Here is a 23,649-nt window from a genome sequence, read left to right as displayed (position 1 = left end):
CGGGAGAGCCCGCCTCAGCCCGTCCTGCCGAGCAGTCTCTCGCGGGCGACCTGTGCCCCGATCCGGCTGGCGGCTGCGACCTCGACGGTCGGCAACGGCAGCGGCACGCGCGCGGGCAGACCCACGTTGACGACCACGGCATGCGGGTCGCGCTCGGCCGCACGTTCCACGAGGGAGCGCTGGGCGGCATCCGCGTCCGGACGATCGATCAGGATCACCGTCATCCCGGCGGCAGCCGTCATCTCATCGAGCACCCGATCCTGCTCGCTGATCGCGGCGCTGGCGACGTCGATTCGAACGCGGGGGTCGCCTGCGGCGAGGGAACCCGCCACGTACCCGGCGGCACTGTCGACCGCGAGCGTGGAGCGGCGACGCGCATCGACCACGGTCAGTGCGGCCGCTGCGGCCGGCTCGTCGCCGGTCACCGTGATGATCCGGCGCATGATCTCGGCGGCGTCGAAACCACCGGTGTCCGGGGCATCACTGTCCGAGGCCTCGATGTCGACGGCGGTGTCGGCGGCTGAGCGCAGCTTGGCGGCCAGGGCCGCGACGCGGCGGGCCGCTTCCTCGACCCTCTCTCGCGAGAGCGATCCGTCGCGCAGCGCGGCGACGATGCCCTCACGCGCGGCGAGGAAGTCCTGCAGATCCTGATCGGGCAGGGCGGCATCGCCGGGGTTCGTCGGGTTGCCGATGCAGAGCAGGTCGGCGCCGGCGGCGAGAGCCAGTGCCGCTCCTCCCCCGATGCCGACGGTCTCGCGGATCGCGGCCATGTCGAGCGCGTCGGTGATGATGACGCCCTCGAAACCCCAGTCGCGGAGGATGCCGAGGATGCGGGGATTCAGGGTGGCCGGAGCCTCACCCCACGCCGGCACCACGATGTGGGCGGTCATGATCGAGTCGACCCCGGCTTCGACGGCCGCACGGAAGGGCTCGAGGTGCACGCGCTCGAACTCGGCGATGTCGAGCGCGATCTCTGGCAGCGCGTGGTGCGAGTCGAGATGGGTGTCACCGTGGCCGGGGAAGTGCTTGACGCACGCCGCGACACCGCCGTCCTGGATGCCGTCGATCGCCGCGACCGCATGGCGAGACACGAGGCTCTCATCGGATCCGAACGAGCGCACACCGATCACAGGGTTGCGCGGGTCGGTGTTCACATCCGCGACCGGGCCCAACACCACGTTGGCGCCCACCGCGGCGACACGGCGCGCGAGCTCGGCGCCCGTGCGCTCTGTGGCGACCAGGTCGTCGAGCAGACCGAGCTGAGCGGCGCCGGGGATCGTCGATCCCTCGGCCGACTCGAGTCGGGTGACGCTGCCACCCTCCTCGTCGACACCGATCAGCGCCGCGGGGTTCGCCGCGAGGATCGATGCGCTCAGGGCCGGCAGCTCGGGGCCGATGTTCTGGCCGAAGTACACGACGCCCGCGAGCCCGTCCTGCAGCTCATCGAGCAACCACGACGGGGCCGAGGTGCCGAAGAAGCCCGGCCACAGCACGCCGTTCGCCAAGCGGGTGAGGTCGTCGCTCATCCCTTCACCGCCCCCGCCACCATTCCGGCGGACAGACGGCGCTGCACGATGATGAAGAAGACCATGACGGGGAGGGTGATGATGGTCGACGCCGCCATGATGCTGCCCCAGTCGTTCGCGAAGAGACCGAAGAACGACTTCAGGCCGATCGACACAGTGTACTGGTCGGTCTGAGCGCCGAGGATCGTCATCGCGAAGATGAACTCGTTCCACGCCGTGATGAAGCTGAAGATGCTCGTCGCGACGAGACCGGGCATCACCAACGGCAGCAGGATCGAGCGGAACATGCGCCACCAGCTGGCTCCGTCGATGTACGCGGCCTCCTCCAGCTCGACCGGGACGGCTGCGACGAATCCGCGCAGCATCCAGATGCCGAAGGCGAGCGAGAGCGCGATGTACACGACCATCAGGCCGAGGATGCTGTTGAGCAGGCCGAGTGTCTTGACCTGCAGGAACAGCGGGATCACGAGGGCCTCGAGCGGCACCATCTGCACCACGAGGATCATCATCAGCACGGTCGTGCGGAACTTGAACTTGAAGCGGGCCACCGCGACAGCGGCGAGGAGGCACACCAGAGCGCTGACGACGACCGTGACGACCGCCACGATCGCGGAGTTGCGCAGGAACGTCCCGAACCCGCCCTCCGTGAGCACGAACGCGAAGTTGTCGAAGGTGAACTCCTGCGGCAGGAGGGACTGCCCGCCGCTGGACGCCTTCTTGTCGAAGGCGCTGGAGACCATCCAGTACACCGGGAACAGCGTGAAGATCAGGACGGCCGCGACCGCGATCCCGAGGCCGATGCGGGAGCGGAGAGATGCGCGGGGGTTCACAGCTCGTCCTCCTTCATGAGGGATCGGATGTACACGATGGTGATTCCGATCAGCACGAGAGTGAGCAGCACCGCGAGCGCGGCGCCGAAGCCGTAGCGGTTCTGACCGAACGACTCCACGTACGACCAGACACCGAGGTTGAGCACGGAGCGGTTGCCACCGCCACCGCCGGGCATCAGGTACACCTGCGCGAAGACCTTGAAGTCCCAGATCGTCGACAGGATGATGACGACGGAGAACACGGGCTTCAGCGTCGGGAAGACGATCTTCCAGAAGCGCGTCCAGGCGTTCGCACCATCGAGGGCCGCGGCTTCCAGCATCTCCTTCGAGACGCCGAGGAGACCGGCGAGCACCGTGATCGCGACGAACGGGAATCCGTGGTGCACGACGTTGAGGAGCACGATCGCGTAGAACGACCACTGGTTGGTGAACCAGTTGACCGAGCCGTCCATCAGACCCAGATCCTGCAGGACGGAGTTGAAGATGCCGCGGTCGGCATCGAAGATGAAGGTCCAGACGTAGGTGCCGGTCACCGCGGGCATCGCCCAGGCCACCATGATGCAGCTGGAGACGATGGTGCGCCACACGGTGCCCAGTCGGGCGAGGAGCAGCGCGACCAGGGTGCCGACGGCGACCGTGACGAACACGGCCACCGCGGCGAACCCGACGGTGTTGGGGAGGACGACCGTCCAGAGTGTCGGATTGGTGAGCGCCTCGATGTAGTTCCCGAAGCCGATCCAGTTGTTCTCACCCGTGTTGATCTCGCGCAGACCGTAGTCCTGCAGCGAGAAGATGAACACCTGGACGAGCGGCCAGAGCATGAGCACCGCGAGGATGATCAGCCCGGGAGCGAGAAGGAGCCAGGGGCGAGCCATCAGGAGCGAGAATCCGCGCTTCTTCGGCTGGCCGCCGGCCACGGAGGCGGAGGTGGACTCCGTCTTCGTGGCCGGCAGAGGCGCTTGCACCATCGACATGGAGGGGGTTGTTCCTTACTGGTTGAGCAGTTCGGTCATCTCGGCGGCAGCGTCCTTCGCCGCGGTGGCGACGTCCTTCTGTCCGCTGAGGATCGCCTGCATCATGGCGTTGGTCGTCTTCTTCGCCTGCACGGCGCCGAAGTTCGGGGTGACCGGGACGGATGCTCCGCCGTCGACCATCTGCTCGGCGAACGGAGCGACGAGCGGGTCGGTCGAGGCGAGTGCCTCCTCCATCGCGGACTGGACGCCCGGGAAGTATCCGGTCTGGTTCGACCACTTCTCGGCGAACTCACCCGTGGTCATGAGCTTCACGAACTCCCATGCCAGGTCTGCGTTCTTCGTGGTGTTGAAGACCGAGAGGTGCGATCCGCCGAGGACGGACGGAGCGATGCCGCCGTCCTTGCCCGGGATCACGGCGGCGCCGATCTTGCCCTCGAGGTCGGGGTTGGCCTCGATCAGCGTCTTCGGCGTCCAGGAGCCGGAGAGCATCATGCCGACGTTGCCCTGCGTGAACGCGTCGCGCAGGTCGGTCTCCTTCCAGGTGGTCGCACCGGCCGACGAGAAGCCGTGCTCGGTCGCGAGACCCGTGTAGAACTCGATGCCCGCCTGCGACTCGTCGCTGTCGAGCTCGCTGGTCCAGGTGTCGCCCTTCTTCGTGGCGATCTCGCCACCGGCACCCCAGACCCAGGGGTAGACCTGGAACTCGGCGTCACCGGCGACAGGGAACGGCATCATGTCGGGGTACTCGGCCTTGATGGCCTCGCCCGCGGCGACGATGTCATCCCACGTCTTCGGCGCTTCGAGGCCCAGGGCCTCGAAGACGTCGGTGCGGTAGACGATGGAGCGCACACCGGCGTACCAGGGCATGCCGTAGAGCTCGTCCTCGTAGGTACCGGCGACGGCGAGGCCCTCGACCAGGTCGTCGCGCAGACCGTCTTCGGCGTCGACGTAGGAGTCGAGCGGCTCGAGTGCGCCGGCGTCGGCGAACTCGGCGGTCCAGGTGGTGCCCGTCTCGGCGATGTCAGGGGTCGTGCCGCCGGCGATCGACGTGACGAAGCGATCGTGAGCGTCAGCCCACTGGATCTCCTCGATCTTGACCGTGGCCCCGGTCTCCTCTTCGAAGGCCGAGGACACCTCGTCGTAGAACGCGGAGGCGTCGGGGTTCGTGCCCTTCATGATCCAGACGGTGAGCTCCTGGCCCTCTCCGTCCGCGCTACCGCCGGCGTTGCCGCCGGTGCAGGCAGCGAGACCGAGCGTAGCCACGGCGCCGAGCGCCACGACCGGAAGAATGCGCTTGTGCATCGGGAAGATCTCCTCTTTGAAATGACTCGGCGGCAATCGAGTGCTCGCCCGTAGGAAAAGTATTTACGACTAACTAATTATCTGCAAGTTGTTTCCGGAATCGTCACACCGCCGTAACAATTTTTTCCAAAGGTAGGCTCGCGGTCATGGCTCGCCGTCACACGCAGGATGCTCGTCCGACGATCGCCCGACATGCACCGCTCCCCCGCCGGAGCGCACTGTCCTCTTTCCTCCGCTTCCTGGGCGTCGGACTCGCCGTCGTTCTCGTGTCTGCGATCGCCGTCGGGGCGTTCATCGTGGTCGACCTGCTGAACAGGGTCGGCGACGAGGCGGTCGCCCTGGAGGATGCGCCCGAGGTCGATCCACCCACGATCGGCGCCTACCCGGGCGACAAGGCGTTCAGCATCCTCGTGGTGGGCACCGACGAGTGCAGCGAGGCGACCACCGCGCTGCTCGCCGAGCGCTGCACCGAGGCCGATGGCATGAGCCGCAACGACGTGAACCTGCTCGTGCATGTGTCGGCGGAGCCGCGCAACGTCACCGTCATCTCCCTTCCGCGCGACCTCGGCATCGCGGTGCCGGAATGCACTCGCCAAGACGGCTCCGTCGCCTCGTCGATGTCGAAGCAGTCGATCAACGCGGTCTACGAGCACGCCGGCCTCTCGTGCGTCGTGAAGACGGTCAGCGAACTCGGCGACATCCCGATCGAGTTCGCCGCCAAGATCAGCTTCGACGGCGTGATGGCCGTGACCGATGCGGTCGGCGGCGTCGAGGTCTGCATCGCCGGCGACGGCATCCGCGATCGTCACACCGACATCGACTGGCCGGCGGGTCCTCGCACCATCTCGGGGTACGAGGCGCTGCAGTTCATCCGTACCCGTCACGGCGTCGGCGATGAGAGCGACCTCGCGCGCATCTCGAATCAGCAGCAGTACATGTCGCGGCTCGCCAAGAAGATCCTGAGCGGGGAGACGCTCACCGACCTGCCCAAGGTGCTCGCTCTGGCCGGCGCCGTCGCCGACAACATCGTCCCGAGCGAATCGCTGAAGGATCCGCTCCGACTCGCACAGATCGCGCTCGCCCTGAAGGACGTGCGCTTCAGCGACTTCGTATTCGTGCAGTACCCGAACTTCGTCGACCCGGATGACAAGGACAAGGTCGTGCCCAACGAGGGTGCCGCTGAGGCGCTGTGGGCCGCGATCAAGTCGGGAGAGCCCCTGCAGCTCACCGGCGACGTCTCGACGCGCCGCGGGGTCGAGCTGGTGACGCCTGCTCCCACGAAGACCCCCGATCCGACTTCCACCGAGGCGCCGGAGGTGCGGGTCACGCTGCCTCCCGACATCTCCGGGCAGACGCTCGAGCAGGAGACCTGCGCGGTCGGCAACCAGCGCTGAGCGCGTCGGCCCTGCGCGTAGGCTCGACGCATGGGCCGGAATCGCACACGTGACGCGGAGCATCCGCAGACCCGCCTCGATCATGGGGGCCTGGCGCGCATCGTGCCGTCGGAGTTCACGAGCGGGTTCGAGCTCATCGTCGATGACACTCCGCAGTCGCACGTGGATCTCGACGACCCGACCCACCTGCACTTCGAGTACATCGTGCGCATGGGCGCCGTCATCGACCAGCTCACCTCTGCCGGGGCGGCCCTCACGGCGGTGCACCTGGGCGCCGGCGCACTGACGATCCCGCGCTACATCGACGCCACGCGGCCCGGCTCACGTCAGCAGGTCATCGAGCTCGAGGCTCCGCTCGCGCAGCTCGTGCGGGAGCACCTGCCTCTGCCGAAGGGAGCGGCGATCCGCATCCGCATCGGCGATGCACGCGAGGGCGTCGCGCGGCTCCCGGCCGCACTGACGGGCAGCTGCGATCTCGTCGTCTCCGACGTCTACTCCGGGGCGCAGACCCCGGCCCATCTGACCAGCATCGAGTTCTACCGCGAGCTCTCGGGCATCCTCGCCCCGACCGGCGTGCTGCTCGTGAACGTCGCCGACGGCCCGGGACTCGCGTTCGCGCGTCGGCAGATCGCGACGATCGCCGAGGTGCTTCCGGAAGTCGCGCTCCTCGCCGACACGCAGGTGCTGAAGGGGCGCCGGTTCGGCAACCTCGTGATCGCCGCATCTGCCACCGCTTTGCCCACCGAGTGGCTCCCCCGCATGCTCGCCGCCGGTCCCCACCCGGCGAAGATCGCCCAGGGCGCCGAGGTGCAGGCGTTCATTCAGGGGGCGCGGATCGTGACCGACGCGGATGCCGTGGCATCCCCCCGCCCGGATGCCTCTCTCTTCCTCCGCTGATCTCTTCCTGGGCTGATCTCTTCCTGGCTGAGATATCCGGGATGGGCGACCGCGGGCGCGCCGCCTGGGCGACCCTGCCCCCGCCAGGCACACTGGAGGGGACGCTGCGGAAGGAGAGCAATGAGTTTCATCCGGGGTTACGACCAGGAGAACCTTCGCGAGCTGGTCGACCTCGACGAGTGCGCGGCGCGTCTCGACGAGATCGAAGGGCAGCGCAGTCTGCCCGCTCTGCTGGAGCGCGTCTGGCTGCTGAAGGTGCTCGGCCGTCTGGACGAAGCCCTCTCGCTCGCCGATGAGGCGGTGCGCCAGGCGCGCATGGCCGGCACCCGCAAGGATGTGCTCCGGGCCCGCGTGCTGCACGCGACGATCCAGCAGTACCGCGGCCAGCATGCCGCAGCCGAGCAGGAACTGGTGATGTGCGCCGACGAGGCCGAGGGACAGCGGTGGCTCTCGATCGCCGCGTTCGCCCATCAGCACCACGGCAAGAACGCCTACGACGCCGAGGACTACGACACCGCCAGGGAGAGCTTCAAGCGCTCCCTGTTCCTCCGCCGCGAGGCCGGCGCGGAGGACCGCGATCTCGAGACCGCACTCCTCGCGATCGACGCCGCCGAGCGCCGGCGCAGCTCGCAGCTCGTCGCGGGCTGATCTCCTCTCGCAGAATTCATCTCCGCCTGGCGTCGACTGTCTGCGGCATGGCTTAGCCTGAGCGCATGGCCGATCTTGACCGTGTGCGCATCTGGGGCGAGGCGCTCATCAGGATGCATCTCGACGACACCTGGTCCTTCGGCTTCGACCATGCCAAGCGGCGAGCGGGTCAATGCGATTACACCAAGAAACGCATCACGGTCTCGCGCTACCTGGCCGCCCGATTCGACGACGACGAGATCCATCAGGTACTCCTGCACGAGGTCGCCCACGCTCTCGCCGGCCATGCCGCAGCCCATGGCGCCTCGTGGAAGCGCACGGCCCGCCAGCTGGGCTACGTGGGCGGCACCACGCACCGCGGCGAGACCGCGCAGGAACTCGCGCCCTGGGTCGGTCGCTGCCCGGCAGGTCACGTCACCTACCGCCATCGGCGTCCCACCCGGCCCACCTCGTGCGCGCGCTGCTCGCGCAGCTTCAATGCCGAGTTCCTCTTCGACTGGACGCGTCGCGAGATCACGAGCGACGCACGTCTGGCCGCGCAGATGCCGCGCTGATCGGATCAGCGCGGCTGCTCAGGGTGTCGAGTCGCCGTCCTCCGCGTCGCCGTCCTCCGCGTCGCCGTCCTCCGCGTCGCTGTTGGATACCTCGTCACTGTCGGACGTCTCGGGGTCGGCATCGCTCCTCGACGCCGCTCCTCGGCGCCGCCGGAGAAGTGCGGCGATGCCCCGCCAGCCCACCAGGAACACCCCCAGCGTGACGGTCGCGACGATGATGAACGCGACCTGAGCGGTATCGCCGCTGACGATGCGCAGCAGCATCCCTCCGGCGACCGTGACGATCCACACGACAGCTCCCCAGGCGAGCGACCACGGACGGCGCGGGCGCCCGGGCAGGAGCGCGGCGAGCAGATGCCCGATCAGGAGCGCGACGAGGAAAGGCCATGCGGTGATCAGAAACCCTGCGGGGTTCTCATCGTGCGACGCACGGCCGATCACGGCGAACACGAGCACGAGCACGGCATCGACGAAGAATGCGGGGACGAACCTCATGCCACGACCCTACGCGTGAGCTTCTCCGCCCGGGCGCTGCACTCGGGCGTGGCGGGTCAGGAGGGGGCGGGGTCAGGAGAAGGAGCTGAACACCCGGCCCTGCAGCACGGGAACCGACGAGGCGGCATCGAGCTCGGATGCCGCGGCGACGGATCCGGCATCCGACGCGTCACGCCCCGAACCGCTCGCCGAGACCAGATGTCCGAGCGCACGTCGCAGGGCGCGGAAGCCCTCGGCGGCCACCGCCGCGTCCGGAGCCGTGTGGTCGATCCCGAGGTCGGTCAGGGCGGCGATGATCGCCCCGGCGCCGAGATGATCCTCGACCGCGAAGCGCAGATCGCTGGAGGCGTCGCGCTCCCCCGCCGCGATGAGCGCGACCGAGGTGCGGGCCCGGCGCTGCTCCTGCACGGACTGCACCGCGCGCGCCACGGCAGAGGCGTTGCGGAGCCCTCCGACCAGTACCGTGGCTCCACTCGCGGCGGCGGTCACCGCGAGCGCCGGGGCGACCGCGTCGTCTGACCACGCCGCCGCCTCGGCCAGGTCGACGTCGGCGGCGCCCACGGCATCGGCGAGCCGCGAGGAGAAGAACAGCACGTCGACGATCACGACGACGTCCGCGTCGGCGAGCCGCTCGAGACCCGCGAGACCCCAGTCGAGGCGGACCTGGTACGTAGACTGATCGAACGGCGGCATCCGTCCAGCCTAGGCGGCCGTGAGGAGTCGCGACACGCCGCGAGCGATCACTCTCACGCGGCGTGTTGCGACTCCCCACCGGGGGAAGGGGAGGTGGATCCGGGACTCAGTCCGCGGCGAGCGCCTCGACCGGAGCCACCCGTGTCGCCAGTCGTGTGGGCGTGGCCGCGGCGACGAGCGTGAGTACGGCGGTCGCGGCGACGATGATCGCCACAGGCACCCACGGGATCTGCGGGGCGACGAGCCCTGCGGGGGTGAAGTCGGGCAGCACCGGCACCGACCCCAGCAGCGACTGCGCGGCGATCCACCCGTATGCCACACCGAGCACGAGCCCGGTGAGGGTCGCGGCCACCGTGATGTGCGTCGCCTCGAGCAGCACCATCCGCCGCACCTGACGGTTCGAGAGTCCGATCGAGCGCAGCAGACCGAGTTCACGCCGTCGTTGCACGACACCGATCGTGAGCAGATTCACGAGCCCGACGGCCGCGATGACGGCGGAGACGGCGACCAGCACCATCATGATCGCCGCGAAGGCGTCGAACGGGGCGAAGAACTCGGGCGGGGTGTCGCCGGACTGGCTCATCATCAGCCGCTTGGCCGACTCGAGTGCCACGGCGAACATCGTCACCAGCGTGACGCCCATGACCACACCGATCGCCATCCGCGAGGAGCGCTCGGGGTAGCGCAGGGCGTTCTCCGCCGCGAGTCGCGCCGTCGCGCTCGAGCCGAACATGCGCCCGACCAGGCGGAGCACCGGCGGCATGAACAGCACCGATCCGAGCGCGAGCCCGGTGAACGAGAGGAGCCCGCCGAGGAACGCCACCACGACGCCGAGCGGGGTGATGAGACCGATGACCACACCGGCGGCGAGCAACGCGGCACCGGCGAGCAGCAGCACCCACGCGCCGACATGCCGACCCTGACGGCCCGAGGCCTCTTCGTGCGTGCGTTCCACCGACCCGCCGAGCGCCTGCAGCGGCGTCACGGTGAGCACGCGGCGGGAACCCGCCCAGGCCGCGGCCCACGTGGTGAGCGCGACGCCGATCACGGGCAGCGCGATGAGCGGCTGCGCGAGGGAGAAGCCGGAGGGATCGTTGTCGAGCAGCATCGCCCCGATCTGCACCCCGGCGACCGTGACGAGCAGCCCGGCGACCAGACCGGCGACCGCGCCGATGACGCCGACCATGAGCCCCTGGCGCCCGACCTCGGCCCGCTGCGACCGCGCCGTCGCGCCGATCAGACGCATCAGGGCGATCTGGCGGGTCCGTCCCGCGATGATCGTGGAGAACGTGTTGGCGGTGACGATCGCTGCGACATACATCGCGACGGCGGTCAGCAGCACCGACAGCAGGGCGACGACGAACGCGAGCGTCTCGCTGTCGCCGATGAACGGATCGGCCTGCAGCACCGCGCCGATGTAGGCGGTCACCTCGACGAGCAGCACACCGAACGCGGCGGACAGCGCGGCGACGAGGATACTCGCGCCCATGCCCCGGTCGCGCAGCCAGGCCCATCGCGGACCGGTCGCCGCGGTCTCCGGCACGAGGGTGGCGACGGCGCTCATGCCGACACCTCGGCGGCGAGCATGTACGCGGAGATCTCTTCGGCGGTCTGGCGCGGGTGATCGGCGACGATGCGACCATCGCCCAGGTAGAGCACTCGGTCCGCGTGGCTGGCGGCGATCGCATCGTGGGTCACCATCGCGATCGACTGCCCGTGCTCGCGGCTGGCGCGGGCGAGCAACTGCAGCACCTCGCGGCCGGTCTTCGAGTCGAGGTTGCCGGTGGGTTCGTCGGCGAACACCAGATCGGGCGCGGTGGCCAGTGCGCGGGCGATCGCCACGCGCTGCTGCTGACCGCCAGACAGCTGATGCGGGCGATGGTTCAGCCGCGAGCCCAGGCCCAGCGTCTCGATGAGGCCGTCGATCCGCCCACGCTCGATCGCGCTGGGACGACGGCCGTCGAGCTCGAACGGCAGCATGATGTTGCCGAGCGCGTCCAGCGTGGGAACGAGGTTGAAGGCCTGGAAGATGAAGCCCACGCGCCGGCGACGCAGGATGGTGAGATCGAGGTCGCCCAGCCCGGTGATCTCGGTGTCGCCGATCCATGCGCGTCCCTCGGTGGGGGTGTCGAGCCCGGCCATGATGTGCATGAGCGTGGACTTGCCCGATCCGGACGGGCCCATGATGGCGGTGAACTGCCCGCGGCGGATGCCGACGCTGACATCGTCGAGCGCACGGACCGTGCTCTCCCCCGTGCCGTAGGTCTTGTCGAGGTGCTGGACGCGGGCGGCGAGCCCGAGGTCGCTGGTCGTGATCTCCATGCCTTCACGCTATTTTTCGAGCGCCCCGCGCCGCGTCGCCCGCCCGGCGCATCCGTCTACACCGCTGGGATGATTCACCGCTGCATCTCACGGATGCCGCAGACGAAGCGGAGCGGTCAGGTGAGGCGGAGCAGTCAGGCGAGGCGGAGCAGTCAGGCGAGCCCGTGCTCGAAGGCGAAGACGACCAGCTGCACGCGGTCGCGCAGTGCGAGCTTGGTGAGGATGCGGCTGATGTGCGTCTTCACGGTCGCCTCGCTGAGGTACTCGCGCGCCGCGATCTCGGAGTTCGACAGTCCACGCGCGGCGAGCGCGAAGATCTCCCGCTCGCGCTCGGTGAGGGTCTCGTACTGCGCGGGCACGGGCTTGGGCGCCTCGGCGAAGTGCGCGAACAGATCTCGAGTCGCCGAAGCGGCGATCACGCTCGAGCCCGCGTGCACGGTGCGGATGGCCGCGAGCAGGAACTCCGGGTCGGCGTCTTTGAGCAGGAAGCCGCTGGCCCCCTGACGGATCGCCCTGGCCGCCGCCTCATCGAGGTCGAACGTCGTGAGCATGACGATCCGCGGCGGATTCGGTTGCGCGAGGATCTCGGCCGTGGCGGTCAGCCCGTCCATGACCGGCATCCGGATGTCCATGAGCACCACGTCGGGCCGTGTGGTGCGCACGACGTCGAGTGCTTCGCGGCCGTCGCCGGCCTCGCCCACCACGTCGAGGTCGGGCTGCGAGGCGACGAGCATGCGGATGCCGGCGCGGAACAGCGACTGGTCATCGACGAGGACGACTCTGATCACGCGGCGACTCCGATCGGAAGCGATGCGCTCACGACGAACTGCTCGCCGTGCCGCTCCGCCTGCAGGTTACCGCCCACGAGCTGCGCGCGCTCCCTCATGCCGATCAGGCCGTGGCCACCGGACCCCGGCGTGCCCGCAGACCCGACGATGTTGCGCACCTGTACGTCGACGCGATCGGGGAGCCAGGCCAGATGCACCTCGACGGCGCCGTCACCGTGGCGGATCGCGTTCGTGAGCGCCTCCTGCAGGATGCGGTACACCGCGAGCTGGATGGCCCCTGGCGGCTCTCCCGGCGGCATCGGGTCGACCGTGATGCGCGGCTCGACACCCGCCTGGCGTACCTGGCCGAACAGGGTCTCGAGGTCGGCGAGCGTCGGCTGCGGCCCGTCGCCCTGCCGATGACGGAGTTGGGTGAGCAGCATCCGCACGTCGGAGAGCGCGCCTCGCGCGGTCTGGGCGATCGTGCCGAGCGCCTCCCCGGCGATCTCGGGCTGCGCGGCGGCGGCGTATCGTGCGCCGTCGGCCTGGGCGATCACGACGGCGAGAGAGTGGGCGACGATGTCGTGCATGTCGCGGGCGATCCGCACCCGCTCCTGCTCCTCGGCGGCCAGCGTCTCGGCCTGCGCCCGCGCCACCTGGGTCACGCGCCCGCTCTGGATCACCCGCCAGAGCAGGCCGGCACCCCACGACATCACCATCGCGAGCACGAAGACCGAGGCGAGCAGGGCGGCGATCATGGCGGCGCGCATCGCGCTCGCGGCATCCGTCAGAAGTTCGCCCGACCACACCACCCCGAAGTAGAGGCCTCCGATCACCCCGCCGACGAGCGCCGAGACGCCACCGGCCCACAGCAGCCGTCTGCTGCCCCACGCCGCGGTCGAGAAGAGCACGACGAGGATGCCGAGGTCGTACACGGCCGGGGGCAAGCCCAGGCTCATCTGGACGACCGCGCCGAACCATGCCACGCACAGCGCGAGGACGGGTGAGAGCCGCGCGATCGCGGCCGCGCCCCACAGGATGATGCCGACCGTGACGTACGCGACGCCGGCAGGTACGCCCTCCGGCACCCACGCGCTGAGCGCGGAGCTCCCGAAGACGAAGGTCAGGGGCGTCGTGATGGCGAAGCCGAGCACGGCGCCGACGATGTCGACGACGAGCCAGGTGCGGGAGATCGGGCGGAACACCCCCTCACGCTACGCGAGCGCACCGCCCGGCACGTCAGCCTGCGGATGTATCCGCCTGCGGTGCTGTCAGGCGCGGCAGAGGATCTCGCCGTGCGGCACCAGGTACCAGCCGTCGCCGTCGTCGGCCCAGCGCTTCCACGCGTCACTGATCTCGCGCAGCTCACCCGGCGTCGCCATGCCCGTGTCGGTCAACTGACGCGCGAGCGCGGATTCGAGGATGCGATCCGCCCACATGCCGCCCCACCACGCGCGCTCCTCCGGGTTCGCGTAGCACCAGGTCGAGGCCGTCGCGGTGATGTCGTCGAAGCCGGCGGCCCGCGCCCACGAGAGCAGGCGGCGTCCGGCATCAGGTTCGCCGCCGTTGGCGCGCGCGGCGTCGCGGTAGAGCGCGAGCCAGCGATCGAGTTCGGGCAGGATCGGGAACCAGTGGAAACCCGCGTAGTCGGCGTCTCGGGCAGCCACGATGCCACCCGGAACCGTGACGCGCCGCATCTCGCGCAGCGCCTGCACGGGATCGCCGACGTGCTGCAGCACCTGGTGCGTGTGCACGATGTCGAAGCTGTCGTCGGCGAAGCTCAGGGCATGGACGTCCTCGATCGAGAAGTCGATGTTCGAGATGCCGCGCTCCGCTGCGAGCCCCCGCGACAAGGCGAGCGCGGCCTCGTCGATCTCGGTCGCGGTGACTCGGCCGACGACCCCTGCGAAGTCGACCGTGATGGACCCAGGCCCGGCGCCGACATCGAGGAGTCGGGTGGTGGCCTGGAGGTGCGGCCGGAGGTATTCCGCGGAGTTCGAGATGTCACGGATGCTGTGCGAGCGGAGGACGGACTCGTGATGTCCGTGCGTGTACGTGGCCATGCCTCAGTCTGGCAGGTGGTCGATGCGCCTCCGAACCACCCGCGATCGACGTCAGTGCAGCGCGGCCACCGCGCGACGGATCGCCTCGCGGTCGGGCTTGCCGGATGCCAGCAGGGCGAGTTCGTCGACCAGGATGAGCCGGTCCGGCCGCGCGTGCTTTCCGACCTCTTCGGCGACGGCGTCGCGCGCCTGCGCCAGTTGCTCGCCCTCGCTGCGGCGCAGGGCCTCCCCGCGCGCGGCGACGATCACCGAAGCCTCCCCCCACCGCGCGTCATCGACGCCGATGACGACGGCCTGATGCAGACCGGGCACCTGCCGCACGACGCGTTCGACGCGATCGAGCGAGACGTTGATGCCCCCGGAGACGATGACGTTGTCGGCCCGTCCGTGCACGCGCACGGAGCCGTCCTCCACGAGTCCGAGGTCGCCGGTTCGGTACCAGCGGATGCCGTGCTCGTCCCGGACGAAGGCGCGGGCGGTCAGCGCCCCGTCGTCGAGGTAGCCGTCGGCCAGCATGGGGCCGGCGAGGCGCAGCTCCCCCTCGACGACACGCACCGCGACGGTGTCGAGCGGCACGCCGTCGTACACGCAACCGCCGCTCGTCTCCGTCGACCCGTAGGTGCGCACGAGTCGCACGCCGAGGTCGGCCGCCCGATCCCGCAAGGGCTGCGGGAGGGCCTGACCACCCACCAGGATCGCCCGATACGCCTGGAGTGCGGCACGGACCGCTGTGTCACCGGCCGCGTCGAGCAGCGTCGACACCTGGGCGGGGACGAGCGAGGTGTAGAGCTCGGGGATACCGGGCGCCCCCTTCGCCGGACGCAGCATGGAGAGCGTCGACTCGGCGAAGCCCACCGGGGAGAAGCGCCCGGGCAGCACGACCGGATCGGTCCCGGCGAGGTGCGAACGCACCAGCACCTGCAGCCCGGCCACGTACCCCGCCGGCAGAGCGAGAAGCCAGCGGCCGTGGCCGATGCGCTGGGCCGTGGCCTCCGCGCTCGCGCGCAGCGCCTCACCGCTGAGCACCACGCGTTTGGGGATGCCGCTCGACCCGGAGGTCGCGATCACCGCGGCCGTGCCGTCAGCCACACGCGCCGGGGCCTCGTCGAGCATGCCGAACCCGAGTGCCGGCCCGCCGTCGAGCGCGCGCGCCAGGTCGTCCCGCAGCTGGGCCGGGTCTTCGGCATCCGTCGGGATCAGGGCGATCATGATCGGGCCTCAGTAGTGCCAGGGGAAGGACGACCAGTCGGCGTCGCGCTTCTCGAGGAACGAGTCGCGGCCCTCGACGGCTTCGTCGGTGCCGTAGGCGAGGCGAGTCGCCTCACCCGCGAAGACCTGCTGGCCGACCAGGCCGTCGTCGACCGCGTTGAAGGCGAACTTGAGCATGCGGATCGCCGTCGGCGACTTGGTGAGCACCGTCCGGGCCATCTTCAGCGCCTCGCGCTCGAGCTCCGCGTGCGGAACGACGCGATTCACCGCACCCATCTCGTACGCGCGCTGCGCGGAATACTCCTCGGCGAGGAAGAACACCTCTCGGGCGATCTTCTGCCCGGTCTGACGTGCCATGTAGGCGGAACCGTATCCGGCGTCGAAGCTGCCGACGTCGGCATCCGTCTGCTTGAAACGTCCGTGCTCGGCGCTCGCGATCGTGAGGTCGCACACCACGTGGAGCGAGTGCCCTCCGCCCGCCGCCCACCCGGGCACGACCGCGATGACGACCTTCGGCATGAAACGGATGAGGCGCTGCACCTCGAGGATGTGCAGGCGTCCGCCGCGGGCGGAGTCGTGCACGGTGGTCTCTGAATCCGAGTACTTGTAGCCGTCGCGTCCGCGGATGCGCTGATCCCCACCGGAGCAGAACGCCCAGCCGCCATCCTTCGCGCTCGGACCGTTGCCGGTGAGCAGCACGGCGCCGATCCGCGGGTCCTGTCGGGCCGTGTCGAGCGCCCGGTACAACTCGTCGACCGTGTGCGGGCGGAACGCGTTGCGCACCTCCGGCCGGTGGAACGCGATGCGCGCGACCCCGCCGTCGTGCGAGACGTGCGCCGTGATGTCGGTGTAGTCCTCGGCCCCGGGCGCGAGCACCCATTCGGCCGGGTCGAACAGGTCGGAGACGAATGCGGTGGTCACGTCATCCACCCTATTCCTGCACCCACCCGCGGCTCGCCCTGATCGTCTTGATCCACCCGTCGACGATGTCCCACAGCGGGAAGGCGACGAGGCAGGTGCCGGTGATCACGGTGAGAGTGCGCAGGGTGTCGGCATCCACACCGTTGTCCGAGAAGACGAACTCCAGGAATTCCGGGTTGACCAGCTCGCCGCGCACGAGGAGTGTGAGCGACCAGACGGCGAACGCGATCGCAAGCACCGTGTTGATCACGGCGAGCGTCGTGGTCCAGCGCCCGCGAGCGTATACGGCGACGGCCAGCAGCGACTCCGCCACGATCAGGGCGAAGAAGAGACTGATCCCCCACGGCCACAGTCCCGGGTGGAGGATCGGGATCGGGTCGCCTCCGGTGGGGAAGAATCCGCGCGATGCGTCCCAGAGCACCGCCCCGACGCCGAGCACGAGCATGACGAGCGAGGCGATGACGTCACTGCGGCCGACGCCGTCGTCGGTCGTGTCGGGGAGCTGGTCGACATCCCACTCCGGCAGACCCGTGGTGCTGCCGGAGCGTTCGAGGATGACGAAGACGAGCGTCACCCAGAAGGACACGTGGACGACGGCGCCGAGCCCGGCCACGACGGCCGAACCGATCACGCCGCTCACCGGGGCGTCGTCGAGGAGTTGCCCGAGAGCGACACCGCCCATCGCGCAGATCGGCACGATGATCAGCAGCAGTCGGAGCAGCCTCCACCATGTCAGGTAGAAGCGCGGTCCGATGAGGTGCAACGGCCGTTCCGCGTAGCCGGCGGCGAGCAGCCCGGGGTCACCCAGACCGGTGAGCACGGCCCGCTCGGCCGATTCGCGGTCCTCCCCCTGGTCGAGCCGCGCATCGATCGCATCCGTGATGGAGGCTTCGAGCTCGGCGCGCACATCGGTCTGTGCGTCGGGACGGAGGCTCCGGATGGTCGCGGCGACATAGCGCTCGGTGAGTGTGGCGTTCATGTCAGTTCTCCTCTGCGGTGAGGCCGGTGATCGCCGCGGTGAGCGATCGCCATTCGTCGGTGAGGGTGTCGGCGAGGCGGATGCCGGCATCCGAGGTGCGGTAGAACTTGCGGGGCCGCGCCTCGTCGGTGTTCCACTCGCTGGTGAGGTACTCCTGCTTCTCGAGTCGACGCAGCAGCGGGTACAACGTGTTCGCATCGGTCGCGAAGCCGCGGGCGGCGAGTTCTTCGAGCAGCCCGTAGCCGTATCCGGGCGTGCGCAGCAGCTGCAGGCACGCGAGCACGACGGTGCCACGCCGCAGCTCCTGCAGATGCGTGTCGAGGATCTCGTTCATGCGCATCACATTACTGTGCGTCACACACTATAGTCAATGGCACGGTCATATAGTCGGCACTAGAGCAGAATGGGCACCATGATTCCGCCGCTCGCAGACCTGCTCGACTCGGCAAGAGTCGTCGCCCTCCCGATGCACAGCCGCTTCCGCGGCGTGGAGACGCGCGAGGCCCTTCTCTTCGAAGGACCGGAGGGGTGGGCGGAGTTCTCGCCGTTCACCGAGTACGACGACGCGGAGGCCGCGACCTGGCTGGCCGCCGCCATCGACTTCGCCTGGCGTGTGCAGCCCGAGCCGCTGCGTGACCGCATCAGCGTGAATGCGACGGTCCCGGCGATCGACGCCGCGCGCGTGCCCGACCTGCTCTCACGCTTCGCCGGATGCCGCACCGCGAAGGTCAAGGTCGCCGAGGCCGGTCAGTCACTCGCCGACGACGTCGCCCGCATCCGCGCCGTGCGCGAGGTCATGGGACCGGAGGGTCGCATCCGGATCGACGCGAACGGGATGTGGAACGTCGATGAGGCCGAACGGGCCATCCATGCACTGAACGAGTTCGATCTGGAGTACGTCGAACAACCGTGCGCCACGGTGGACGAACTCGTCGAACTGCGTCAACGCATCAAGTACCTCGGCATCCCCGTCGCGGCCGACGAGAGCGTCCGCAAGTCGGAGGACCCCCTCGCCGTCGCGCGCGCGCACGCCGCCGACCTGCTCGTCATCAAGGCGCAGCCGTTGGGCGGCGTGACCCACGCGCTGCAGATCGTGACGGCCACCGGCCTTCCCGCGGTCGTCTCGAGTGCACTCGACACCGCCATCGGCCTGTCGCAGGGCGCGGCGCTGGCCGCCGCACTGCCCCGACTCGATTTCGACTGCGGCCTGGGCACCGCCTCGCTGTTCCTCGACGACGTCGCCGATCTGCGACCCGTCGACGGATCGATCCCGGTCGGGCGCGTGACTCCCGATGCCTCCGCGCTCACGCGTCTCGCGGCATCCGACGAGCGCCGCGAATGGTGGACAGCGCGGCTCGCACGATGCCACTACGAGCTGGCCGCCTCGCACTGACCGCTATCCCTCCGAGGACACGGCGGGAACCCTCCGGAAGCGCGGGTGCGCCCAGACGAAGACGGTGACCGCGGCCATGATCACGGCGCCGATGATGATCGGGAGTGCGGGCCAGACACCGTAGAGAGCGGTGCCCAGCGTCGGCGCCACCACGAACGTCAGCCCGGTCGTCGCCCCGATGAGTCCGGCGAGACCACCCTGTTCTTCGCGGCGCACGAGCAGGGTGGGCCCCGCCGTGTAGCCGGGCATCGCCGTTCCCAAGCCGAGCCCGATGATCAGGATCGCCGCGAACAGCGCCACCGCGCCCAGATCGACGATGAGCAGCGTGAAACCGACCAGAGCCGTCAGGCCGCCGACGCGAAGCAGCGTGGACGGCGTCCAGCCGCTGCGCGGAACGATCACGGCCTGAGCGCTGACCATGCCGACGCCGGCGGCGAGCAGTGCGCCTCCGGTGACCAGGCCGGTCTGCTCGGCGGCGAGGCCCAGTCGGTCCTGCACGATGAAGCCGGTGATGACCTGGATGAAGCCGAGAGCCGTGAACATCCCGAACCCGGCGACGAGGAACGGCCACACGCGCGGATCGAACGGGCGCACCCGGGCGGGCTGCGCGATCAGCTCGGTGCGCGTCTCGCGGCGCAACCGGAAGGCCACGACCGCGAACCCTGCGAGAAGCAGGAAGGGCACCACGATGAGCGGGGTGATGAGACCGAACGCGGAGAGCACGCCTCCGACCACGGAACCCGCGATCATGGCGATCCCCTGCACGGCTCCGACCCCGGCCATGCCCTTCACGCGCGCCTTCTCGTCGACCGTCACGTCGGCGATGTACGCCTGCGCGGTCGGCGGCACCGCGGCGAGCGCCGCGCCGAAGCCGATTCCGCGCAGCAGCACGAAGAGCAGGAACAGGCCGGTGCCGCCGACGAGCCCGTTCATCCCCCAGTAGGCGGTGAGGGCGAACAAAGTCATGGTGATGACCGCGAGGCTGAAGGCGAACACCAGCACCGGCTTGCGCCCCCACGACTGGGAGCGTCGACCCCAGAACTGGCTGGTCAGCACGATCATCACCGCGGCGACGCTGATCGTGACGCCGATCTGCCATTCCGCGAGTCCGACCTCGCGCGACAGCGGCGCGATGATCGGGTTCAGCGTCATCTGGGCGAGGTAGGCGAGGAACACCGCCCCGAGCAGCAGTGGCACCTGCGAGCGGGGCGCCGTGTCGGCGAGCGGAAGGGATGCGGTGTCCGGCCCGGTCATGCGAGCTCTCCTGTCATTCGGTGTCTCATGTCGTGATGTCTTCCGGCTCGGGATGCTCACCCGAGAGTTCGTGCGCGATACCGGCCAGCACGACTCGGAGCTTGCCGTGGAACCACTCGAACGGCGCGGTGGTGATCGCGCGGAGCATCTCCTCGTGCACCTGCGCCGTGGCCCCGCCGGGCGACGGTGACCGCCACTGCTTCTCGATCAGCTCGCGCATCCCTCCCGCCGCCTCCGACACGGGCGCGTCCAACGTCTCGACCCCGCGCCTGCTGTCGGCGGTGAGGTCGAAGACGAGATCGACCGCGAGCACGGCGGCACGCGCCGTGAAGCCGCGTTCGACGAGGGCAGCGCCGACCCGATCGGAGATCGTCACGATCGACCAGGGCACGATGCCTCTCGCCACCTCGAGAACCGCTCCGGGATGCTGTTCCCAGGCGCGCCACGATGCGATGGCCCAGCGCTCGAGCAGCGGCCGCCATTCGCCGTCGAGGTCCGGCCATTCGGCGGTGCGCAACGCACGATCCAGGCCGAGCCGCACGAGCGCATCGCGGTTGCTCGCGTGCCGGTACAGCGTGGCCTGGGCGACGCCCAGACGCTCTGCGACGGCGGCGAAGGTCAGGTCGGGGAATCCGATCTCGATCACGGCTGCGGCGATCGCGTCCGTGTCGATGATGGGAGGGCGTCCTGGCCGGCGTCGAGGAGAGGGAGGACGAGACGAACTTAGGGTCACCTCACCAGGTTATGAGAGTCGACTCTCTTAATCAAGCATCGCGTCGCCGAGCGCCTCCGCGAGATGACGGGTCGCCAGTTCCTCGTGGTGATGACCGAGCCCGGCGGTGGCGCCGAAGATCGTGAGGATCTCGGCATCCTCGTCGCCGGTCGCGCCGAACCAGTGCGGTGTGCGCGTGTCGAATTCCGCGACTTCACCACTGGCGAGCACGACGTCACGGTCCCCGACGATGAGTCGGATGCGACCACTCAGCACGTACATCCACGACGAGCCGTCGTGGGAGGTGAGCCGCGGCGGCTGCGAGGAGCGCGGCACCACGATCTTCCAAGCATGGCGCTCACCGGGCTGCCGCGTGAGAGCGACGACGGTACGACCATTCACACGGCTAGGGCGCAACCGAACCCGCGGATCGCCCGTCTCCGGTGCCCCCACGAGCGCATCGAGCGACACCCGGTACTCCCGCGCCAGCGGCAGAAGCAGCTCGAGGCTGGCGCGCCGCTGGCCGGTCTCCAGGCGAGAGAGCGTGCTCGTCGATATCCCGGTGGCGGCAGACACCTCCGCCAGTGTCGCGCCCCGGCGGGCGCGTAAAGACTGAAGGCGCGGTCCGATGCGTTCCAGCGTCGGATCGAGCGTGGTGTTCTCTCGCAGTTTCCCGTCGTCCATCACGCCACTCCACCAGAAGCATCCCGGTTTCGGCAACATCAATTGCCGAAAAGACGACATCGGCGGCATTCTCGACGCATGGCCGACACCCCCTCCCCTCCCCTCCTCCGCTCCGGACTGAGCGGACTCGCGGTCAGCGTGCTGGTCGCCTCGCTCGGCACGAGCGCCGCGAACGTGGCGTTGCCGACGATCGCCGTCGAACTGGAGAGCACCTTCGCCCAGACGCAATGGGTCGCACTCGCCTACCTCCTGGGGATGACCGTGGCCAGCCTGACCGTCGGGCACCTCGGCGACCTGCTGGGCCGCCGGAAGGTCCTGCTGGCAGGCACGATCGTCTTCACCATCGCTGCGGCACTGTGCACCGTCGCCCCCACCCTGTGGATGCTCGTCCTCGCGCGTGCCGTCCAGGGCATCGGCGCCGCTGTCATGATGGCCCTGCCGCTCGCTCGCGCCCGCGACCTGATCGGGCCGGCGCGACTCGGCGCGGCGATGGGCCTGCTCGGCACGACGGCGGCCGTGGGAACCGCCGCCGGTCCGGCGCTCGGCGGCGTGTTGATCGCGATCTCCGGGTGGCCGACGATCTTCGCCCTCATGGCACTGCTCGGCATCCTCTCCACACTCCTGGTCGCGCGACAGGTCGAGACGCCACTCCCCCCACGATCGGGCCGCGGTCTCCTGGGGCAGCTGATGGCCCCGAGCGCCGTCGGCCCCCTGCTGAGGATCCGCGCCATCTCGGTGGGGGCGATCCTCAATCTGATCGTCGGGGCCGTCATGATGAGCACCCTCATCGTCGGACCGTTCTTCCTCGGCGGCGCTCTGCATCTGTCACCGGCCGCGATCGGCGCGGTCATGGCCGCCGGCCCCGTCGCGTCGATCATCACGGGCGTCATGGCGGGGCGGCTCGTGGACCGCTTCGGGGCGCGACGCATGACGACGTCGGGGCTCAGCGCGATGATCACCGGATCGCTCGTTCTCGCGCTCCTCCCCGCCTGGTGGGGGCTTCCCGGCTACATCGCCGGCACCGTGCTGCTGGCACCCGGCTACCAGCTCTTCCTCGCGGCGAACAGCACCGGCGTGCTCGGCGCGACACCGGCGGAGCGTCGCGGGGCGGCATCGGGGCTGCTCGGCCTCTCGCGCAACCTCGGGCTGCTGACGGGGGCGTCGCTGCTGGGAGCCCTCTTCGCCGTGGCATCCGGACCGACGACGATCGTCGCCGCATCCCCGGACGCGCTGCTCACGGGTCTGCGGGTCACGTTTCTCGCGACCGCCGCGGCGCTGGTGATCGCCACGGCGCTCTCCGCCCTCCCCGCACGGCAGGCGATACCCGTCGACGGTGCGCCGCACGGGCGCTCGAGAGGTTAGGGCTCGAGCAGCATCTGCACGAGGCGGCCCAGTTCCTCGCTGCCGGCTCGGCGCAGCTGGGCGTCGTCCTGGCCGGCCATCGCACCGCGGACCGTCATGCCTTCCCACACGATCATCAGGATGCGCGCCGCGACCTCGGCGGGCAGGCGCAGACGCAGCAGACCGGCATCGACGATGTCGGTGATGATCTGCGAGATGCTGGCGACCATCTCGCGCTCCTGCACCAGATAGGCCGCCCCGAACTGCTCGTCGCGAAGCGCCCGGATACGGATCTCGCTCATCAGCATCACGCCCAGGCGGTCGTCGCTGCCGGAGTCCATCACCTTCTGCAGCAGCTCGGTCGGGTCGCAGCCCTCGACGAGTCCGCCGTCGGCGGTGAGCTGGGCGACGCGCTCGCGCACCGCGGTGACCCGGGCATCGGCGACGCTCCCGGCGAGCATGAGGAAGAGCTCATCCTTGGATTCGAAGTTCGAGTAGAACGCGCCCCGCGTGAAGCCGGCACGTTCGCAGACCGCCTCGACCGAGGCTCCGTCGAGGCCGACCTCGGCGAACAACTGCGCGGCGGCCTCCAAGAGCCGCGCACGCGTGTTCTCGCGACTGCGGGTAGCGGGTGTCGTCATCGAAACCTCCTGGCCCTTCACTCTCGCATGATTCACACCCCGCACACAGA

At 69.5% G+C, this 23,649-nt stretch carries 25 protein-coding genes; 6 read left to right on the top strand and 19 right to left on the bottom strand.

All coding sequences use genetic code 11. From position 1 onward, the window contains the following. Positions 1 to 14: 14 nt before the first annotated feature. Genes P0Y60_05725 through P0Y60_05710 form a run of 4 tightly spaced genes read right to left on the bottom strand, consistent with a single transcriptional unit; the run spans position 15 to position 4,632 of the window. Positions 15 to 1,526, bottom strand: coding sequence for a glycoside hydrolase family 3 N-terminal domain-containing protein (locus P0Y60_05725; protein ID WEK62254.1), 1,512 nt, complete (start codon positions 1,524 to 1,526; stop codon positions 15 to 17). Then, positions 1,523 to 2,356 carry a carbohydrate ABC transporter permease gene (locus P0Y60_05720; protein WEK62253.1) on the bottom strand — a complete coding sequence of 278 codons (834 nt, stop codon included), beginning with the start codon at positions 2,354 to 2,356 and terminating at the stop codon, positions 1,523 to 1,525. Before P0Y60_05720 ends, P0Y60_05725 begins: the two co-directional genes overlap by 4 nt. Continuing rightward, positions 2,353 to 3,330, bottom strand: coding sequence for a sugar ABC transporter permease (locus P0Y60_05715; GenBank protein WEK62252.1), 978 nt, complete (start codon positions 3,328 to 3,330; stop codon positions 2,353 to 2,355). The genes P0Y60_05720 and P0Y60_05715 overlap by 4 nt, the downstream gene beginning before the upstream one ends. 15 nt (positions 3,331 to 3,345) lie before the next feature. After that, entirely contained in the window at positions 3,346 to 4,632 is a 1,287-nt protein-coding gene (locus P0Y60_05710; protein WEK62251.1) for a sugar ABC transporter substrate-binding protein, read from the bottom strand. A gap of 146 nt (positions 4,633 to 4,778) precedes the next feature. On the opposite strand from P0Y60_05710, the gene P0Y60_05705 reads away from it, so the two are divergent. The 4 genes from P0Y60_05705 (at position 4,779) to P0Y60_05690 (ending at position 8,125) form a co-directional block, all read left to right on the top strand. Further along, entirely contained in the window at positions 4,779 to 6,026 is a 1,248-nt protein-coding gene (locus tag P0Y60_05705; protein ID WEK62250.1) for an LCP family protein, read from the top strand. A gap of 30 nt (positions 6,027 to 6,056) precedes the next feature. Next, positions 6,057 to 6,923, top strand: coding sequence for a fused MFS/spermidine synthase (locus tag P0Y60_05700; protein WEK62249.1), 867 nt, complete (start codon positions 6,057 to 6,059; stop codon positions 6,921 to 6,923). 120 nt (positions 6,924 to 7,043) lie between these two features. Beyond that, the gene (locus P0Y60_05695; GenBank protein ID WEK62248.1) at positions 7,044 to 7,571 is read left to right on the top strand and encodes a hypothetical protein; all 528 of its coding nucleotides are present in this window, start codon (positions 7,044 to 7,046) and stop codon (positions 7,569 to 7,571) included. A gap of 65 nt (positions 7,572 to 7,636) precedes the next feature. Further along, positions 7,637 to 8,125 carry a SprT-like domain-containing protein gene (locus P0Y60_05690; GenBank protein WEK62247.1) on the top strand — a complete coding sequence of 163 codons (489 nt, stop codon included), beginning with the start codon at positions 7,637 to 7,639 and terminating at the stop codon, positions 8,123 to 8,125. Positions 8,126 to 8,143: 18 nt separating this feature from the next. Here P0Y60_05690 and P0Y60_05685 read toward each other — a convergent pair whose 3' ends face one another. From P0Y60_05685 to P0Y60_05635, 11 genes are all read right to left on the bottom strand, one after another. Then, on the bottom strand, positions 8,144 to 8,620 hold the full coding sequence (locus P0Y60_05685) for a DUF3054 domain-containing protein (GenBank protein WEK62246.1): 477 nt from the start codon (positions 8,618 to 8,620) through the stop codon (positions 8,144 to 8,146). Between the two features lie 72 nt (positions 8,621 to 8,692). Further along, complete coding sequence (locus tag P0Y60_05680) at positions 8,693 to 9,313, bottom strand: 2-phosphosulfolactate phosphatase (GenBank protein WEK62245.1); 621 nt, start codon at positions 9,311 to 9,313, stop codon at positions 8,693 to 8,695. A gap of 106 nt (positions 9,314 to 9,419) precedes the next feature. Further along, on the bottom strand, positions 9,420 to 10,877 hold the full coding sequence (locus P0Y60_05675) for an ABC transporter permease (GenBank protein WEK62244.1): 1,458 nt from the start codon (positions 10,875 to 10,877) through the stop codon (positions 9,420 to 9,422). Continuing rightward, a complete protein-coding gene (locus tag P0Y60_05670; GenBank protein ID WEK62243.1) occupies positions 10,874 to 11,635 on the bottom strand; it encodes an ABC transporter ATP-binding protein in 762 nt (253 codons plus the stop codon). Before P0Y60_05670 ends, P0Y60_05675 begins: the two co-directional genes overlap by 4 nt. A gap of 152 nt (positions 11,636 to 11,787) precedes the next feature. Then, on the bottom strand, positions 11,788 to 12,423 hold the full coding sequence (locus P0Y60_05665) for a response regulator transcription factor (protein WEK62242.1): 636 nt from the start codon (positions 12,421 to 12,423) through the stop codon (positions 11,788 to 11,790). Beyond that, on the bottom strand, positions 12,420 to 13,607 hold the full coding sequence (locus P0Y60_05660; GenBank protein ID WEK62241.1) for a histidine kinase: 1,188 nt from the start codon (positions 13,605 to 13,607) through the stop codon (positions 12,420 to 12,422). The genes P0Y60_05665 and P0Y60_05660 overlap by 4 nt, the downstream gene beginning before the upstream one ends. A 66-nt stretch (positions 13,608 to 13,673) precedes the next feature. After that, on the bottom strand, positions 13,674 to 14,465 hold the full coding sequence (locus P0Y60_05655; protein ID WEK62240.1) for a class I SAM-dependent methyltransferase: 792 nt from the start codon (positions 14,463 to 14,465) through the stop codon (positions 13,674 to 13,676). Between the two features lie 51 nt (positions 14,466 to 14,516). Next, a complete protein-coding gene (locus P0Y60_05650; GenBank protein ID WEK62239.1) occupies positions 14,517 to 15,674 on the bottom strand; it encodes an AMP-binding protein in 1,158 nt (385 codons plus the stop codon). 9 nt (positions 15,675 to 15,683) lie between these two features. Beyond that, entirely contained in the window at positions 15,684 to 16,595 is a 912-nt protein-coding gene (locus P0Y60_05645) for a 1,4-dihydroxy-2-naphthoyl-CoA synthase (protein WEK62238.1), read from the bottom strand. A gap of 10 nt (positions 16,596 to 16,605) precedes the next feature. Further along, on the bottom strand, positions 16,606 to 17,574 hold the full coding sequence (locus tag P0Y60_05640) for a permease prefix domain 1-containing protein (protein ID WEK62237.1): 969 nt from the start codon (positions 17,572 to 17,574) through the stop codon (positions 16,606 to 16,608). Between the two features lies 1 nt (position 17,575). Beyond that, complete coding sequence (locus P0Y60_05635; protein ID WEK62861.1) at positions 17,576 to 17,908, bottom strand: helix-turn-helix transcriptional regulator; 333 nt, start codon at positions 17,906 to 17,908, stop codon at positions 17,576 to 17,578. Positions 17,909 to 17,986: 78 nt separating this feature from the next. Between P0Y60_05635 and P0Y60_05630 the strand changes: the two genes are divergently transcribed. Continuing rightward, entirely contained in the window at positions 17,987 to 18,967 is a 981-nt protein-coding gene (locus tag P0Y60_05630) for an o-succinylbenzoate synthase (protein ID WEK62236.1), read from the top strand. Between the two features lie 3 nt (positions 18,968 to 18,970). Here P0Y60_05630 and P0Y60_05625 read toward each other — a convergent pair whose 3' ends face one another. From P0Y60_05625 to P0Y60_05615, 3 genes are read right to left on the bottom strand one after another with little or no spacing between them, the layout of a single operon-like run. Then, a complete protein-coding gene (locus tag P0Y60_05625; protein WEK62235.1) occupies positions 18,971 to 20,221 on the bottom strand; it encodes an MFS transporter in 1,251 nt (416 codons plus the stop codon). Between the two features lie 25 nt (positions 20,222 to 20,246). After that, the gene (locus tag P0Y60_05620; GenBank protein ID WEK62234.1) at positions 20,247 to 20,954 is read right to left on the bottom strand and encodes a helix-turn-helix domain containing protein; all 708 of its coding nucleotides are present in this window, start codon (positions 20,952 to 20,954) and stop codon (positions 20,247 to 20,249) included. 27 nt (positions 20,955 to 20,981) lie between these two features. After that, positions 20,982 to 21,617 carry an XRE family transcriptional regulator gene (locus tag P0Y60_05615; protein ID WEK62233.1) on the bottom strand — a complete coding sequence of 212 codons (636 nt, stop codon included), beginning with the start codon at positions 21,615 to 21,617 and terminating at the stop codon, positions 20,982 to 20,984. A 78-nt stretch (positions 21,618 to 21,695) separates the two neighbouring features. Here P0Y60_05615 and P0Y60_05610 point away from each other — a divergent pair, with 78 nt between their 5' ends. Continuing rightward, positions 21,696 to 22,979 carry an MFS transporter gene (locus tag P0Y60_05610; protein ID WEK62232.1) on the top strand — a complete coding sequence of 428 codons (1,284 nt, stop codon included), beginning with the start codon at positions 21,696 to 21,698 and terminating at the stop codon, positions 22,977 to 22,979. Here the strand turns inward: P0Y60_05610 and P0Y60_05605 are convergent. Next, a complete protein-coding gene (locus tag P0Y60_05605; GenBank protein ID WEK62231.1) occupies positions 22,976 to 23,599 on the bottom strand; it encodes a helix-turn-helix domain containing protein in 624 nt (207 codons plus the stop codon). The two genes, P0Y60_05610 and P0Y60_05605, sit on opposite strands and share 4 nt — an antisense overlap. Positions 23,600 to 23,649 lie beyond the last annotated feature (50 nt).

It is taken from the genome of Candidatus Microbacterium colombiense, assembly GCA_029203165.1.
In the GTDB taxonomy this organism is placed as follows: Bacteria; Actinomycetota; Actinomycetes; order Actinomycetales; family Microbacteriaceae; genus Microbacterium; species Microbacterium colombiense.
This window is presented reverse-complemented; position numbering and strand designations above follow the sequence as displayed.

Bases quoted from the DNA above. Each gene is read 5' to 3' on its own strand.
- P0Y60_05725 (WEK62254.1), bottom strand. From the start codon at position 1,526: ATGAGCGACGACCTCACCCGCTTGGCGAACGGCGTGCTGTGGCCGGGC.
- P0Y60_05715 (WEK62252.1), bottom strand. From the start codon at position 3,330: ATGTCGATGGTGCAAGCGCCTCTGCCGGCCACGAAGACGGAGTCCACC.
- P0Y60_05710 (WEK62251.1), bottom strand. From the start codon at position 4,632: ATGCACAAGCGCATTCTTCCGGTCGTGGCGCTCGGCGCCGTGGCTACG.
- P0Y60_05705 (WEK62250.1), top strand. From the start codon at position 4,779: ATGGCTCGCCGTCACACGCAGGATGCTCGTCCGACGATCGCCCGACAT.
- P0Y60_05700 (WEK62249.1), top strand. From the start codon at position 6,057: ATGGGCCGGAATCGCACACGTGACGCGGAGCATCCGCAGACCCGCCTC.
- P0Y60_05695 (WEK62248.1), top strand. From the start codon at position 7,044: ATGAGTTTCATCCGGGGTTACGACCAGGAGAACCTTCGCGAGCTGGTC.
- P0Y60_05690 (WEK62247.1), top strand. From the start codon at position 7,637: ATGGCCGATCTTGACCGTGTGCGCATCTGGGGCGAGGCGCTCATCAGG.
- P0Y60_05685 (WEK62246.1), bottom strand. From the start codon at position 8,620: ATGAGGTTCGTCCCCGCATTCTTCGTCGATGCCGTGCTCGTGCTCGTG.
- P0Y60_05680 (WEK62245.1), bottom strand. From the start codon at position 9,313: ATGCCGCCGTTCGATCAGTCTACGTACCAGGTCCGCCTCGACTGGGGT.
- P0Y60_05675 (WEK62244.1), bottom strand. From the start codon at position 10,877: ATGAGCGCCGTCGCCACCCTCGTGCCGGAGACCGCGGCGACCGGTCCG.
- P0Y60_05670 (WEK62243.1), bottom strand. From the start codon at position 11,635: ATGGAGATCACGACCAGCGACCTCGGGCTCGCCGCCCGCGTCCAGCAC.
- P0Y60_05655 (WEK62240.1), bottom strand. From the start codon at position 14,465: ATGGCCACGTACACGCACGGACATCACGAGTCCGTCCTCCGCTCGCAC.
- P0Y60_05650 (WEK62239.1), bottom strand. From the start codon at position 15,674: ATGATCGCCCTGATCCCGACGGATGCCGAAGACCCGGCCCAGCTGCGG.
- P0Y60_05640 (WEK62237.1), bottom strand. From the start codon at position 17,574: ATGAACGCCACACTCACCGAGCGCTATGTCGCCGCGACCATCCGGAGC.
- P0Y60_05635 (WEK62861.1), bottom strand. From the start codon at position 17,908: ATGAACGAGATCCTCGACACGCATCTGCAGGAGCTGCGGCGTGGCACC.
- P0Y60_05630 (WEK62236.1), top strand. From the start codon at position 17,987: ATGATTCCGCCGCTCGCAGACCTGCTCGACTCGGCAAGAGTCGTCGCC.
- P0Y60_05625 (WEK62235.1), bottom strand. From the start codon at position 20,221: ATGACCGGGCCGGACACCGCATCCCTTCCGCTCGCCGACACGGCGCCC.
- P0Y60_05615 (WEK62233.1), bottom strand. From the start codon at position 21,617: ATGGACGACGGGAAACTGCGAGAGAACACCACGCTCGATCCGACGCTG.
- P0Y60_05610 (WEK62232.1), top strand. From the start codon at position 21,696: ATGGCCGACACCCCCTCCCCTCCCCTCCTCCGCTCCGGACTGAGCGGA.
- P0Y60_05605 (WEK62231.1), bottom strand. From the start codon at position 23,599: ATGACGACACCCGCTACCCGCAGTCGCGAGAACACGCGTGCGCGGCTC.